This is a genomic window from Candidatus Methanodesulfokora washburnensis, assembly GCF_003947435.1.
In the GTDB taxonomy this organism is placed as follows: Archaea; Korarchaeota; Korarchaeia; order Korarchaeales; family Korarchaeaceae; genus Methanodesulfokora; species Methanodesulfokora washburnensis.
This window is the reverse complement of record NZ_RCOS01000125.1, coordinates 26,435-40,471: the sequence shown is the minus strand read 5'-3', so window position 1 is coordinate 40,471 and position 14,037 is coordinate 26,435. Positions and strand designations below refer to the sequence as shown.

The window sequence follows — 14,037 nt, the reverse complement described above, 5'->3', positions numbered from 1 at the left end:
GATGACTTGGAAGACAGCTGTTGTGGACATACCCTATGGAGGTGCTAAAGGAGGGGTAAGGGTTGATCCAACTAAGCTCAGCAAGGCTGAGCTTGAGAGATTGACTAGGAGATATGCTTATGCCATAACTCCTATAATAGGGGTTGACATCGATATACCGGCACCAGACGTCAACACAAATCCACAGATAATGGCCTGGATAATGGATACGTACAGCATGATAAAGGGATATCCTGAGCCAGGTGTGATAACAGGGAAGCCTCTTGAGATAGGGGGAAGCGAGGGAAGGGAGGAAGCTACAGCAAGAGGGTTGCAGTATGTGACAGAGGAGGTAATAAGAGTGATGAAGATCGATCCAAAGAAGGTGAAGGTAGCTGTACAGGGATATGGAAAAGTTGGATACTTCGTAGCTAAGTTCATGCATGAGCTTGGAATGAAGGTCGTCGCTGTGAGCGATATAACGGGAGCTATATACAACCCAGATGGCCTTGATCCCGACAAGGTCTTGGAGCACCTACAGAGGACAGGAGCAATTCCTGGCTTTCCAGGCTCCACTACCTTGGATAAGGATCCAGTTAAGGCGAATGAAAAGCTGTTAGAGCTAGATGTAGATATCCTCATACCCGCTGCTGTGGAGAACGTGATAACGGATAAGAATGCCGATAACATAAAGGCAAAGCTTATAGTGGAGGCTGCAAATGGCCCAACAACACCTGAAGCTGATGATATACTGCATGAAAGAGGTATAACAGTAATGCCGGACATACTCTCAAATGCGGGTGGTGTGACAGTAAGCTACTACGAGTGGATCCAGGCAAGAACTAGGGAGTGGTGGGACATAGAGACCGTGAGGAAGAAGCTCAAGGCTAGGATGGCAAAGTCATTCAACGATGTGTACAACATGCACAAGGAGCTAAAGGTCGATATGAGAACTGCAGCTCTAGCTCTTGCAGTGAAGAGAGTTGTAAGGGCCATGGAGCTGAGGGGCATCTGGCCCTAAAACTTTTTATTCTTCCTTCTCTCCCTTTTTTATGCTTTACCTCTCCAGAAAAGATGTGGAATCCCTTGGAATAAGCATGAAGGAGATAATATCCGTTGTGGAGGCTGGGCTGAGGGAGAAGGGTTATGGAATGGTGGAAATGCCCCCTAAGCCGGGAATACATCCTAGACCTGATTCGTTCATACACGCAATGCCAGCTTATTTGAAAGGGATGGATCTAGCAGGGATTAAATGGGTGGCAGGATATCCAGAGAACAGGAAAAAAGGACTTCCATACATAACAGGCCTTTTCATACTTAACGATCCAGATACAGGTATCCCGCTGAGCGTCATGGATGCATCTTGGATAACTGCAATGAGAACAGGTGCTGTAACAGCTATATCCGCAAAATATCTTGCCAGAAAGGAGTCCAAAACCCTAGGAATAATAGGATGTGGTGTTCAGGGAAGAAGCAATGCTGAAGCGCTTTCTGCAATTTTCGACCTGAGCGAGATAAGGGCATATGATGTAAACCCGGATGCAGCAGAAAAGTATCGGAAAGAGATTAAATTCAAGCTTGGAATCGATGTAAATGTGATGAAATCTCCTAGGGAAGTAGTGGAGGGATCTGACATAGTGGTAACGGCAGGCCCCATATTAAAGGATCCAAAACCGGTTATAGAAGCCGAATGGTTCAAGAACGGGGGATTTGCTGCGCCGCTGGATTTCGACTCCTACTGGAAACCCAGTGCGATGCACTCCATGGACAAATTTGTAACGGATGATAAAAATCAATTAATGTATTATAAAAGTATAGGTTACTTTAGGGAAATACCTGAAGTTTACGCTGAACTGGATGAGATAGTGGTGGGGAAAAAGCCGGGAAGAGAAAGCGATTCCGAGAGGATTATGGCGATGAACCTAGGCTTGGCAATACATGATGTGGTGGTGGCAGATCTAATATACAGAAAGGCTAGAGAAATGGGAATTGGAACGGAACTTGAGCTTTAAGAGATAACACAAGCGGTCCATCCACAGTCAAGGCATTTTACACAATCCTCCTCATATATCAATCTATCGCTCCCGCACTCAGGGCATTTTTCCACATTATTCTTCACCACTGGAGTAGGCAGAACCATTTTCACCTCTTTTTTCTGCCTTCCCATCGAGGGCATCTCGATTCCCAGCTCCTTCATGATATCCAAGGTTCTGTTCTCTATTGACATCACATATTCCCCTTTTCTCTGGGATGGTGTCACCAAGACCTGTGCAGCCTTAGATCCATCTCTGTATATGGTCACTCCTTTCGCCCCCAGCTTGTAAGCAAATAGATATGCCTTCTCGACATCCTCGACAGTCACCCAAGAGGGCATGTTTATCGTCTTGCTCACAGCAGCACAGATCCACTTAGCTATCTCAGCCTCAGCTCTGACGTGATCCCACCAAGGTATATCGTAGGCCACCAGGAAAACCCTTTTCAGATCCTCATCTATATCAAGTCCCTGAAGAGATCCGCCATTATCTGCTATTTTCTTCATCAAGGAATCATTGTACATGCCTCTTCTCTTCAACTGTCTTTTCAACTCCTCATCGACATAAAAGAACTCTCCTGCTGTCACCTTTTTCTCATATACGAGTGCAAATTGAGGCTCAATTCCACTGGATACATCTGCTATCATGGATATAGAGCCTGTTGGGGCTATTGTTGTCACCTCAGCATTTCTTATGCCATTTCTCACCTTCTCTGCCAAGGATTGCCAATCGAGAGTCCACCATTCTCTGTGATAAAATCCCTCCACTGGCATATCTCCCTTCACATATCCAGATTTTTCAAAAAGCGGGAAAGGTCCTCTTTCCTGAGCTAATTCTGCGGATTCCTCCATTGCATAATATGTTAAGGTCTCGGCAATCCTCCTCATGAAGGAGAAGCCCTCCTCACTGTTATATGGTATGCCCAGTGCATAGAGGGTATCTGCAAGCCCCATAACCCCCAATCCTATCTTTCTGCTCATCTTAGTCTTCTCCTCTATCTCCTTCACCGGGAACTTGTTCACATCTATTATGTTGTCCAAGAACTTAGTAGCCAATTTTATGTCCTTAGAGAACTCATCCCAGTTGAAATGAGCTCCCTTCTCATTGTAATCTATATAGTAGTAGAGATTTATGCTTCCTAAATTGCAGGACTCATGAGGATACAGGGGCTCCTCCCCGCATGGGTTCGTTGATTTTATGTCTCCTAAAGCCTCTCTCAATATGTTTCTCCTGTTTATGTTATCGGCAAATAAAACACCAGGATCCCCTGTTTTCCATGCCATCTCAGCTATTCTTCTAAAGAGCTCTCTTGGGTTTATAGTCCCCCATACTTCTCCATTTCTAGGATTTATCAGCGGATATGGCTCATTCTTCTCATAGTACTGCCAGAATTCCTCTGTTATCATCACAGAGATGTTGAAGTTCTCATATTTTCCAGGTTTGGATTTACATTCTATGAATTTAAGTATGTCAGGGTGCCAGACCTCAAGTATTCCCATGTTGGCTCCTCTTCTCCTGCCTCCCTGCTTTACAACATCCGTTATAACATCTATTATCCTCATGAAGGAGACAGGTCCGCTCGATCTTCCTCCAGTTGACATAACTATGTCCCCTTCTGGCCTGAGTTTTGAGTAGTTTATCCCTATACCTCCTCCGCTTTGGAATATCTTGGATGCCTCGACTGCCGCTTTCATTATAGAGTCCAAACTGTCCTCCATATCTAGGACAAAGCATGCAGAAAGCTGAGAAAGTCTAGTTCCTGCGTTAAATAATGTTGGAGAGTTGGGCAGGAATCTCAACTCAGCCATCAACGAGAAATATTTCCTGAAGTCCTCTATATGATCGTTAAACTCCCCTGAAATAAGCATATTCCAGAACTCAGACCAGCTTATTCTCATCTTCCCAGCTGAATTAAGCTCATCATAGAGGCTCTTCATCCTCTCTAAGTGGTACTTGTTCCACTTGAACTCATCCCCCAATCCGACTTTTCCATCCCACTCATCTGGATTGAACTCCTCCTTCTCATGTATTTTTTCTCCTCCACTCTTGTTGAAAATTCTTTTATCGTACAAGATATCCGGTATAACCACAAGAGCTGCGACTCTCGTGAACATTCCCTTTGGATCCTCCAGAAGCTTTCCATCAGGCCCTTTCTGCAGGTATCTGTTCACTAGAAGCCTTATTGCATTGAGAGATAATTTCTTATCAACATCATCCACGTAATCCTTGCCTAGAAGGAGCATTTTCTCCCTTCTTATGTTCTCCCTCTCCTTTCTGTACAATATGTATCCCTTGGCCACCTGATACAAACCGTACTTCACCAAGCTAAGCTCCACGATATCCTGTATCTCCTCCACATGAGGCGGATTCTCATCGCTGTATCTTTCCTCTATGATTTTCAGCACGTATGAGACTGCTTTCTCCAAAGCCTTCTCATCATAGTATCCGACATCAAGCATAGCAGCTTTTATAGCTCTTCTTATTCTTTCCACGTCGAATGGGACTTTTCTTCCATCCCGTTTTATCACATAATTTACCTTGAATGTCATCAAGAAATTGCATGCTATATCCCTCTATAAACTCTTCTATTTCCTTTCAGCTCCGGATTTTCTCTAGTCTATCTCATTGCCGGAAATAGCTTTTTTATCCCGACTAGATCGTTGAATGAGGTCTACTTGCTTGAGAAGAAGGATAAATTATGCTAGCTTCTTGGAAAGGGGTCCTTGATTGTCATATGTAATAATTTCGCCCTTTCAAGGAAGAAAGAAGGATTGATAGATTGCAGTTGCAGTAAAGAAGATAATTTCAAGAGATAATGATGAGAGAGATTCACGCTAAAAGATAAACAGAAGAAAGATAACAGTACTGAAATTTATCTTCTGATAACCTCTTTAAAGCAGCTCAGGAATATAAAAGGCTTTTAGACAAAATTAAGAGATCTAATGCCTCCTCTCCAAAGAACAATCTTTGCAGCCAGTTCCTCAGGAGTATCTGCATAGAATACTGGACCCGTTTTTCTCTCGTCAAATGCGTCTGGAAATGCTTTCTCAAGTTTATCTGTTGTTCTTCCCGTATTCCTCAGAATAAACACAGGCTTTCCATAAGAGTAGGCCATTAAAGCTTCTATAACTGTCCCAACTTCTCCCCCTAGAACTGCCAGAACATCAGAACTTCTCACTAGAATGACGCTTCTCCCCTTGTAATCCAAGCCTGTATCTATCTTTATGAAATTATCATCCTCAGGTACTCTTTCCAACGGGTCATGTGGTAGGAAGAAGATAACTTGAAGCCCTCTTCTCCTTGCAGCTTCTGCTACATCCCTCATAAGCCCCCAATATCCTCCAAGAAGAATTCTTACATCTGAAGGAAGTGCCTCAACAAATCTCCTTGCTCTTTCCGGATCAGATCCAGAGCCGTGAGCTGCTACTCCAACATGGAACTTCATAGCAGAAAGAGGATAGAAGAGTTATAAAAGGCTCCTCATTGAGATCTTGATGGGATACAAAGCATACTTTGTTGACATGGATGGAGTGATCTGGGTCGGCAGTAAGATAATAGAGGAAGCTGTCAGGGCTGTAAACATCCTACATGAGAGGGAAAAAATAGTGATATTCCTCACAAATAACTCCACAAGGAGCAGAACTAGCTATGTCAAAGCTCTCTCAGATGCAGGGATAAAGTGGGCTTCAGAGAGGCACGTGGTGAGCAGTAGCTACGCCACAGCGCTGTACTTGAAGAAGCTATATGGAGGAGGAAAGGCATATGTTGTGGGGGAAAGTGGACTCATGGAGGAGTTAATCTCTCAGGGATTTGAGATAGCCGAGCCTGAGGATTGCTGGGATAAGGTGGATTTTGTAGTAGTTGGGATGGACAGAAAGTTCGATTATGAAAAGCTGTGGAATGCGATGACTGCTGTGAGAAATGGTGCTGTTTACATTGCAACAAACATGGACCCAACATTTCCCTCTGAGAGGGGGCTTGCTCCCGGAGCAGGTGCGATAGTAGCAGCGATATCGACAGGAGCTGGAAAAAGCCCTGATATTGTTGTCGGTAAGCCCAGCAGGATAATGTTCGACATAGCTGTTGAGATAGCTGGAACTTCCAATGCGCTGGTGATAGGAGATAGGCTTGACACCGATATAGTAGGAGCGAAATCTGCTGGCTTGGACTCCCTTCTTGTGCTCACTGGTGTCACTAAGCCGGATGATCTGAAGAAATCTGATGTAAAGCCGAACTACGTTCTAAACAGTCTTATTGATATATTGAATATAATTTAGATATTTCTAGAATGACATTATATAACTTGTTTAACATCCTTACCTCCATGAAAAATGAAAAGATCCAGTACATCCCTCTCATCTTCTCCAGCGAGAAGAGGATTCACCTTATCCCCAACTTCCGATGCTACTTGACACTATCTCAAAATCCTCATACTTTATTTCCTTCAGGACGACGAGAACATTACTCTCATAGACCTCATCATCCGGACTTGAAAGTGAAATAACCCTCACTAACCTATCCGAGAGGGCATCAGCTAATTTCCTTGCAAAAACCATATCCTCTCCATTCCATGAGCTTCTTACTCTCTTATAGGTCATGAAGAGATCATCTCCATGGCTATCAGAGGTATGCAGGGGATCACACCAAGAGATAAAAAGTTTCACATTAGCTTTTAAATTCCCCACATTATGTTCACTATGCCTTTGCTGGAGCTCTACATATCCTATGACGATCTATCTTCTGAAGTAATAGAGATGATGGATGAAATAAAGAGAGCAGCGAGAAAAGCTGGATATACGCTTGCTGTAAGGAGGATAGAGCAGCCAGGGGATGATGTCATAATTAAGGCAGCTCTAACAGGGGTAAAAAGTGCCCCAGCTGTTAGAATAGGGGAGAAGGTGATCTTAGGGAGGGAAGCTATGGAGTTTCTGATGAATCTGGTGAAGGAGGGAAAAGTGGATCTCTAATTTCCGTTTCTGAGGTCAATTCCCATTTTGCTGATCTCTGGTCTGTTACTTTGGCTTTTAAATAACTAGGGAAGGCCATCTCTTCCTTCCGCTACTACATCTGCCCTCAATAGCTATCTTCTCGCCGCAGAACTTGCACCTGTTGTCCTCTGTGAGATTGCACTCCTCTATATCAAACCCGTATCTTATTATGACAGGCTTTTTGCAGCTTGGACAGTACGTGTTTTCTCCGGGATCTCCAGGGACATTTCCGCTGTACACGTAGCGAAGCCCCTCCTCAACAGCTATATCCCTAGCTCTCCTTATTGTGGCCACAGGAGTTGAGTGAATCTTCATCCTGTAAGCAGGGTAATACCTTGAGAAATGGACTGGAGTATCAGGGCCTAGTTTATCAAAAACCCACTTTGAAAAAGCTCTTATCTCCTCCTCGCTGTCATTCAAAGTTGGTATTATCAAATATGTGAGCTCAACGTGCTTTTTCTCATCTTTCAATCTTTCAACAGTCTCTAGAACAGGCTTTATGCTTGGAGCTTTTGCCACGTCTCTGTAAAATCTGTCTGTGAAGGCCTTTACATCCACATTAGCTGCATCTATATAGTTTTTCAGTAAATCAAATGATTCCTCGCTCCAGTATCCATTTGTGACGCTCAGATTCAGAATTCCCTCCTGTTTTGCCAGCTTTGCCGTGTCAAGCACCCACTCTATGCTGACTATAGTCGGCTCATTGTACGTATAGGCTATGCTTCTTGCCTCCAACTCCTTTGCCTGTTTAACTGCATCCTCAGGGCTCAAAGGAATTAGCCAGGAGAACTTCTCAGGATCGGCTTGAGAGATCTGCCAGTTCTGGCAGTGCTCGCATTTTAGATTGCATCCAACTGTTCCTATGCTGTATGCCCATGATCCTGGCCAGAAGTTGAAAAAAGGCTTCTTTTCTATTGGATCAAGTGCCACAGAGCTGACAAATCCATAATTTACCTCATATATCTTTCCATCTACATTTATCTTGCTCTTGCAGAGACCCTTAAATCCCTCAGGTATTATGCACTTTCTTGGGCATGCAAGGCACTGAACTTTGTCATCCACCTTCCTCTGAAGCCTTAGTTCAACCCTCCCCTTTTTCATGCGGCCTCCTCCTTAATTTTCTCCTCCTTAATCTCCTTCAGCTGTGATTTGTACATCTGTATTATCTCATCCTCAGTTGTGGCATCCTCAGGCCCCTTATCATCTCTCCATCTTCCAGTGAACCTTGGAAATCTTATTGCAAGTCCGGATCCCTTTCTTATTGAGTTAAAACCGCATGTGTGCACAGGGCTTAGCGTTATCTCATCTCCTATCACCTCGAGCACTATCTTCGGCTGGAACCACACATCTGCCTCTATCTTGCTCTCAACACTAGGATCCTTTACCTCAGTTACGTACGGCTTAAATATCTCCGGTAGTCTGCCCAGATCCTCATCCGTGAAGCCAGATCCCATCTTACAAACTGTCTTGTACTTGTCCTCCTTTGGATCATATACTGCCATGAGAAGGGCACCATAAGTTCCAGCTCTCTTCCCTCTCCCCATGAAAGCTCCCACTGCGACGAGATCAACGGGTTCTATCATCTTGCTTATGTAGCTCCTCTTCAGCTTTATCCAATTCCATCCCCTTGTCCCAGCTTGATATCTTGAATTTGGATCCTTTATAACTAATCCCTCCATTCCCTTCTCAACAGCTTCCTCAAAGAATGCCTCTAGCTCCTGCAAATTGCTGTCTATCTCCCTGTAGACCACCTCTCTTATGTTCCCCTCCTTTGGAACTATGCTCTCCAGTATCTTCCTTCTCTCCCTTAACGGGAGATTTATGAGGCTTTTTCCATCCAGATAGAGTATATCGAATACATAGGTGACAGCTGGATACTGTTCCATTGCCTCCTCGACTCCATACTTTCTCCTTCTATGCATTAACTCTTGGAAGGGAAGTATCTCTCCAGTATCTGGATTGACAGCAACAGTTTCAGAGTCAAGGATCATATCCCTTCCCACAAAGGTTTTTAAGGCATCTCTGACATCTGGGTAAGGAGCGGTTATGTCCTCAAGCCTCCTTGAGAATAGCTTAACTCTTCCATCCTTCCATATGTGAATCTGCATCCTCTCCCCATCATACTTGTGCTCAGCATACATTTTCGGTATTCTCTCAATAACTTCCTCGGCAGATTTCACCCTTTGAGCTAGCATCGGCCTTATTGGAACCCCCAAAGTAACATCTATCTCCTCCAGACCTTTCTCCTTCTTCTCAGCGACAGCTCTAGCTATCCTTCCTATATCTGGGTATATGTTGTATTTCTCCTCAAGAAGACTCCTCCTCTCCCTTGAGCCTAAATAAGCTTCAGCAAGGGCATCGAGCAGGGTCATATCCTGAACTCCAAGTCTAAGCCTTCCCATGACTATCCTAGCTATATATCTTGCCTCTATAGGCTCGGAATCGCTCAGCAATCCTGCAAATGTCCTTATCTTTATGTCTTGGGAATCAGAACCAGTTGCCCTAGCTATTTTAAGAAGCGAGCTGAAAACTCTATCTAATGTCAGCTCCTCCTTCCCAAATAGGGAAGGCCTCTTGCCTACAGCCCATTCAGCGAGCTTTCCTATATCCCCTATCCTTTTATACTCCTTTGATATTGTCTGCTCGCTGATGCCTGAAGCTATTGATATAGCCCTGAGCGCGAGCTTCTCCCCCAGCCCCAGCTCCAACCCCTCATAATCTGGAGCTATTTTCCCAAGCGTGAGATAGGCTATTTTCTCCGCTTCATCCGGATTTGCCTCAAGGAAAAGTCTCTTCAGGATATCTATCATCTCAAGCCTTCCTGATATCTCCTCAAGCTTGCTGTAACACTCTGCCACTCTTATGAACTTCATTCCACAGCCACCTCTCTAAATCCCTTAGGCTTTATCTTAGCTGTTATCTCAAGCACTCCTGCTGTAAGCTTGGCCTTGACAGTATCAGGATCTATCTCGACTGGAAGATCGATTCTTCTGTAATAATGTACATTTCTCTTTCCTATTATAGCGAAAGCCCTTACTATAACTGTTTTTTCGCTTACCTTGAGCTCTAAATTCTTCTTTTCAACTCCAGGGATGTCCATGCTGAGCTTTATAGTATCCATCATCACCTTCAAATCGGCAAGGGGCTCAACAACCTCCTCATGTTCCGGGAAGTAGTACTTCATGTTATCACCCTATATAACCCGCAGGCCTCTGAGCAGCCTGAACCTGCCTCATGAGTTCCCTCATTTTCAATCTTATTGCATTGGATTCATTTATCAGAGGTTGTGTGTCTATTTCTATTTTTATCAATGGTTTTATTGCATCTATTGCCGCAGCTGCAGCACCCGGATCTGGATAAGATGGAAAACATTCAACTAGTACTGTTATCGCAGGAATTCCCCTGTAATTTGCCTCCTTCAGGAAATGAGCTATATGACCTGATATATAGCCAGATGGAAGGGGGTCTGCCTCTATGCTTGATGCCAGCTCTTTTGCTTTATCGTTATTATATACTTTATAAACAGAGGGCTTCTCCTTCTCCAGCCTGTTCTCAACAGCCAATCCCTCGACCATTATCACCAGCTTTCCTTTTTTCTTGGAGAACCAGTCGAGAGTGAACGTTATCAGCTCGGCTATGGACTGAGGAGGAAGTGCCACTTCATCGATCATCACATATATGCCCTTGGTGTAATATATATTTATAGGTTCTATTGCCATTCCATCCAGCAGCTTCACTACTGGAGGGAAGTTCCTAGAGTCAACTTTAGCCGCTCTTTTCATGTTGGCCTGCCTCACCATGTAGTCCGATGATATCGCACCGACTAGACCATTCCCAGGAAAACCCAGAAGCAGGACATCTCCCTCCTCCTCGGACAGCTCCACTATCTCAACCGACAAGGAATCACCCTTCTCTAACTATTGGGGAAATTTACTATATATACTTTGTTCTGAGATTCACTGAGCATGAAATAAAGAAAGCTTCAGGCAGGGAGGGTTGGACCAAGTAGATCGAACTTCCTTGTAGAAAAGTACTGCTGAAAGCGATAACAAAATTTACAAGCTAATATACTATTATACTATTTATTATGGTCCTATAACTAGTGGTCTCATCTCAGCAAGAGCCATTGCTATCTTCTTTCTTGCATTGTAAAGAGATCTCCAAAGAGTTCCTCTGGATATTCCCATTCTTTTTGCAGCCTCCTCCTGAGTTAACTCCTCCAGATATACCAATCTGAATGACTCGACCTCATCTGGAGTTAGGTATATCGGCTGTCCCTCCACAATTCTGCCATCCGGAAGGGATGGCAGAAAGGCAAAGGGGCCCCTCCAGAAAGCTATGTTTCTGGGCTTCACCGGTCTTCCGGGACCTCTTCTCCTCCTCCAGCAGTGCATATGATCATCAGTTATGATTTTATTCAAAAAGCTTTCCTGCTTAACTGGGTGTTGTAATTGGATGCCAGAGAATCTTATGAGAAAATTTTCTCCCTCATGAGGGAACATCATAACTGGTTTGATTCCTCAATACCACTTATAGCAAGCGAAAACGTGACAAGCTGGGCTGTTAGGGAGGCGTTGATCTGCGATTTCGGCCACAGATATGCAGAGGGATGGGTGGGAGAGAGGGTATATGCAGGCACCAAATATCTTGACCAAGTTGAGATAATTGCAATGGAGCTTGCAAAAGAGCTTTTCAGAGTAAAATTTGCTGATGTAAGACCTATAAGTGGTGTTGTAGCAAACATGTCAGTTTACGCTGCTTTCACAAAGCCAGGAGATGTCATGATGGCCCTTCCAATAACAAAAGGAGGACACATAAGCATGGGTCCTCTCTATGGCTCTGAGGGAAACTTCATAGGAGGCACTGCAGGAGCTGTTAGAGGCTTGGACGTCAAATATATAGCATTTGATGATGAGAACCTGAATATAGATGTGGAGAAGACTGTGAAAAGAATAGAGCAGAATAAACCCAAGCTGATAATGCTCGGAGGAAGTGTTATACTCTTTCCTCAGCCTGTAAAAGAGATATCAGAGGCAGCTAAGACGATAAATGCAGTTGTAAACTACGATGCTGCCCATGTAGCAGGTCTAATAGCAGGAGGAGAGTTTCAGGATCCGCTCAGGGAGGGGGCAGATTGCATGACAATGAGCACTCACAAGACTCTTCCAGGACCACAGCATGGTATGGTGGTCACGAATGATGAGGAGAAATTTGAGCTAATCAAAAAAGCAAACTTTCCAGGTCTTCTAAGCAATCATCATCTTAACGCAGTTGCAGCTTTAGCTGTGGCTCTTGCTGAGTTTCTTGCCTTTGGCAGGGAGTATGCATCTCAGATAGTGAGAAATGCGAGGGCATTTGCCGAAGCCCTTCACGATAAGGGATTTAAGGTGCCGGGGGAGAAAAACGGGTTCACAAAAAGCCATCAGGTTCTGCTGGATGTGGATGAGCTGGGTGGTGGAAAGAAGGCTGAGAAGCTTCTGGAGGATGCAAATATAATAGTGAACAGAAACCTATTGCCATGGGATCCGAAGAGAGGTAGAAGTTTCTTAGATCCAGGAGGGATAAGGATGGGTGTGGCTGAAGTAACTAGGCTTGGAATGAAGGAAGGAGAGATGGAGGAAATAGCTGAATTCATCAGAAAGGTGTTAATAGCAGGAGATGATCCAGTGAAGGTCTCAAAACAGGTATCAGAGTTTAGAAGGAACTTCAGGCACATACATTATGCCTTTGAAACAGGAAGAGAGGCTTATAAGTACATATCTCTCCTCTCCACTTGACATTTAGCTCAGCTCTACTCCCATAAGACCTGATACCATTCTGCAGTAGATTTTAGCCATCGAAAGAACATCATCTATCCTCACATATTCATTGGCCATATGAGCCACCTCCTGTACACCAGGTCCATATGTTATAGCTTGGATCCCCTTTTTCTGGAAGAATCTTGTGTCCAAGCCTCCCATGCAGACAGTTCTTCTCGGCTTTATCCCTATCACATCCTCAGCTGATCTCACAGCCACTCTCACTATTTCGAGCTCTGGATCAACTACACTTGCATCCTGAACGCTTATCCTCTTAACCTTAAGCTCAACATCAGGAATTCTTATATTGTTCACGAACTCCTCTATCTCCCTTGCAGCTTCTTCCGACATTTCTTCCGGTAGAACCCTTCTATCTATCGTGAAGGAACAATATCCAGGGACTATGTTCACCTTAGCTCCTCCTTTTACCTCCCCTCCGAGCATTATGGTGGCCCTTGCTCCCTCAGGATCCCCATAATCGTATTTGCTCTTCCTTCTCTCCACAACTGGCTTCAGCTCTCTCAATATCCTATCGGCAACATGAACCATGGCCTCAAATGCATTAACTCCTCTCCAAGGAGTGCTGCCGTGGGCTTGCTTACCATAAACTTCTATCAGAAGCCACGCTACCCCTTTATTTCCTATCCATATGTTATTTATTCCGCTTGGCTCTGCCACAACAGCAAAATCCGGATTTACAATTCCCTTTTCCACTATGTAAGCAACCCCTGCCTCCCCTCCTGTCTCCTCATCTGGCGTAAATGATAGCTCTAATGTGCCATTTAGCCTTGCATTGGAATCAGCCAAGGCCTTAGCAGCTGTGATTATAGAGGCTATGCCCCCCTTCATATCGCTAGCTCCTCTTCCATATATAAGTCCTCCTGATATAAAGGGCTTAAATGGATCAGTTTTCCATCCAAATCCAGCTGGTACAACATCATAATGGCCATTAAAATGTACAACAGGTCTGCCATTCCCCATTCTTGCTATAACATTGTATCTCGGGTGCTTCGGATCGTTTAAAAGGGAATCTGGGACCTTAATCACATCTACCTTAAATCCGATCTCATTCAAAATGTTGGAAAAATAATCTGATATCTCTCTATAGCTCTCCCCAGGTGGATTCACAGTCGGATAAGATATTAAATCAGATAGCACCTTAACACAGAAGTTCCTCAATTCATCAATTCTGCTGTCGAGCATGTGAGATCAGCTCTCAGTATTTATTTAACAATTACC

Annotated in this window: 14 protein-coding genes; 5 read left to right on the top strand and 9 right to left on the bottom strand. The window is 44.2% G+C overall.

Features of this window, described 5'->3' with window-relative positions; all coding sequences use genetic code 11:
* The coding region (locus D6D85_RS10720) for a Glu/Leu/Phe/Val family dehydrogenase (RefSeq protein ID WP_133308316.1) at positions 1-1,000 on the top strand (1,000 nt) is incomplete at its 5' end.
* Between the two features lie 31 nt (positions 1,001-1,031).
* Positions 1,032-1,991, top strand: a complete 960-nt coding sequence (locus D6D85_RS10715; RefSeq protein ID WP_125672031.1) for an ornithine cyclodeaminase family protein — start codon at positions 1,032-1,034, stop codon at positions 1,989-1,991.
* Here D6D85_RS10715 and D6D85_RS10710 read toward each other — a convergent pair.
* A complete protein-coding gene (locus D6D85_RS10710) occupies positions 1,988-4,561 on the bottom strand; it encodes an adenosylcobalamin-dependent ribonucleoside-diphosphate reductase (RefSeq protein ID WP_125672030.1) in 2,574 nt (857 codons plus the stop codon). The genes D6D85_RS10715 and D6D85_RS10710 overlap by 4 nt on opposite strands.
* Before the next feature lie 371 nt (positions 4,562-4,932).
* The gene (locus D6D85_RS10705) at positions 4,933-5,457 is read right to left on the bottom strand and encodes an SLOG cluster 4 domain-containing protein (RefSeq protein ID WP_125672029.1); all 525 of its coding nucleotides are present in this window, start codon (positions 5,455-5,457) and stop codon (positions 4,933-4,935) included.
* Between the two features lie 49 nt (positions 5,458-5,506).
* Here D6D85_RS10705 and D6D85_RS10700 point away from each other — a divergent pair, with 49 nt between their 5' ends.
* Positions 5,507-6,289 carry an HAD-IIA family hydrolase gene (locus tag D6D85_RS10700; RefSeq protein WP_125672028.1) on the top strand — a complete coding sequence of 261 codons (783 nt, stop codon included), beginning with the start codon at positions 5,507-5,509 and terminating at the stop codon, positions 6,287-6,289.
* 108 nt (positions 6,290-6,397) lie between these two features.
* On the opposite strand, the gene D6D85_RS10695 is transcribed toward D6D85_RS10700, so the two are convergent.
* Complete coding sequence (locus tag D6D85_RS10695) at positions 6,398-6,610, bottom strand: hypothetical protein (protein ID WP_125672027.1); 213 nt, start codon at positions 6,608-6,610, stop codon at positions 6,398-6,400.
* A gap of 99 nt (positions 6,611-6,709) precedes the next feature.
* Here D6D85_RS10695 and D6D85_RS10690 point away from each other — a divergent pair, with 99 nt between their 5' ends.
* Positions 6,710-6,979, top strand: coding sequence for a hypothetical protein (locus D6D85_RS10690; RefSeq protein ID WP_125672026.1), 270 nt, complete (start codon positions 6,710-6,712; stop codon positions 6,977-6,979).
* A 57-nt stretch (positions 6,980-7,036) separates the two neighbouring features.
* Here the strand turns inward: D6D85_RS10690 and amrS are convergent, their stop codons facing one another.
* From amrS to D6D85_RS10665, 5 genes are all read right to left on the bottom strand, one after another.
* Positions 7,037-8,101: an AmmeMemoRadiSam system radical SAM enzyme gene (amrS, locus tag D6D85_RS10685; RefSeq protein WP_125672025.1), complete on the bottom strand. Its 1,065-nt coding sequence runs from the start codon at positions 8,099-8,101 to the stop codon at positions 7,037-7,039.
* Positions 8,098-9,873, bottom strand: a complete 1,776-nt coding sequence (locus tag D6D85_RS10680) for an ATP-dependent DNA ligase (RefSeq protein WP_125672024.1) — start codon at positions 9,871-9,873, stop codon at positions 8,098-8,100. The genes amrS and D6D85_RS10680 overlap by 4 nt, the downstream gene beginning before the upstream one ends.
* The gene (locus D6D85_RS10675; RefSeq protein WP_125672023.1) at positions 9,870-10,184 is read right to left on the bottom strand and encodes an Hsp20/alpha crystallin family protein; all 315 of its coding nucleotides are present in this window, start codon (positions 10,182-10,184) and stop codon (positions 9,870-9,872) included. The genes D6D85_RS10680 and D6D85_RS10675 overlap by 4 nt, the downstream gene beginning before the upstream one ends.
* A gap of 4 nt (positions 10,185-10,188) precedes the next feature.
* Entirely contained in the window at positions 10,189-10,899 is a 711-nt protein-coding gene (locus D6D85_RS10670) for a proteasome assembly chaperone family protein (protein ID WP_125672022.1), read from the bottom strand.
* 186 nt (positions 10,900-11,085) lie between these two features.
* On the bottom strand, positions 11,086-11,394 hold the full coding sequence (locus tag D6D85_RS10665) for a DUF134 domain-containing protein (RefSeq protein WP_125672021.1): 309 nt from the start codon (positions 11,392-11,394) through the stop codon (positions 11,086-11,088).
* A 57-nt stretch (positions 11,395-11,451) separates the two neighbouring features.
* Here D6D85_RS10665 and glyA point away from each other — a divergent pair, with 57 nt between their 5' ends.
* The gene (gene glyA, locus D6D85_RS10660; RefSeq protein WP_125672020.1) at positions 11,452-12,777 is read left to right on the top strand and encodes a serine hydroxymethyltransferase; all 1,326 of its coding nucleotides are present in this window, start codon (positions 11,452-11,454) and stop codon (positions 12,775-12,777) included.
* A gap of 3 nt (positions 12,778-12,780) precedes the next feature.
* Here the strand turns inward: glyA and D6D85_RS10655 are convergent, their stop codons facing one another.
* A complete protein-coding gene (locus D6D85_RS10655; protein ID WP_125672019.1) occupies positions 12,781-14,001 on the bottom strand; it encodes a M20 family metallopeptidase in 1,221 nt (406 codons plus the stop codon).
* Positions 14,002-14,037: the final 36 nt, after the last annotated feature.

Coding starts and splice junctions, on each gene's coding strand:
- D6D85_RS10715 (WP_125672031.1), top strand. CDS start 1,032: ATGCTTTACCTCTCCAGAAAAGATGTGGAATCCCTTGGAATAAGCATG.
- D6D85_RS10710 (WP_125672030.1), bottom strand. CDS start 4,561: ATGACATTCAAGGTAAATTATGTGATAAAACGGGATGGAAGAAAAGTC.
- D6D85_RS10705 (WP_125672029.1), bottom strand. CDS start 5,457: ATGAAGTTCCATGTTGGAGTAGCAGCTCACGGCTCTGGATCTGATCCG.
- D6D85_RS10700 (WP_125672028.1), top strand. CDS start 5,507: ATGGGATACAAAGCATACTTTGTTGACATGGATGGAGTGATCTGGGTC.
- D6D85_RS10695 (WP_125672027.1), bottom strand. CDS start 6,610: ATGACCTATAAGAGAGTAAGAAGCTCATGGAATGGAGAGGATATGGTT.
- D6D85_RS10690 (WP_125672026.1), top strand. CDS start 6,710: ATGCCTTTGCTGGAGCTCTACATATCCTATGACGATCTATCTTCTGAA.
- amrS (WP_125672025.1), bottom strand. CDS start 8,101: ATGAAAAAGGGGAGGGTTGAACTAAGGCTTCAGAGGAAGGTGGATGAC.
- D6D85_RS10680 (WP_125672024.1), bottom strand. CDS start 9,873: ATGAAGTTCATAAGAGTGGCAGAGTGTTACAGCAAGCTTGAGGAGATA.
- D6D85_RS10675 (WP_125672023.1), bottom strand. CDS start 10,184: ATGAAGTACTACTTCCCGGAACATGAGGAGGTTGTTGAGCCCCTTGCC.
- D6D85_RS10665 (WP_125672021.1), bottom strand. CDS start 11,394: ATGCACTGCTGGAGGAGGAGAAGAGGTCCCGGAAGACCGGTGAAGCCC.
- D6D85_RS10655 (WP_125672019.1), bottom strand. CDS start 14,001: ATGCTCGACAGCAGAATTGATGAATTGAGGAACTTCTGTGTTAAGGTG.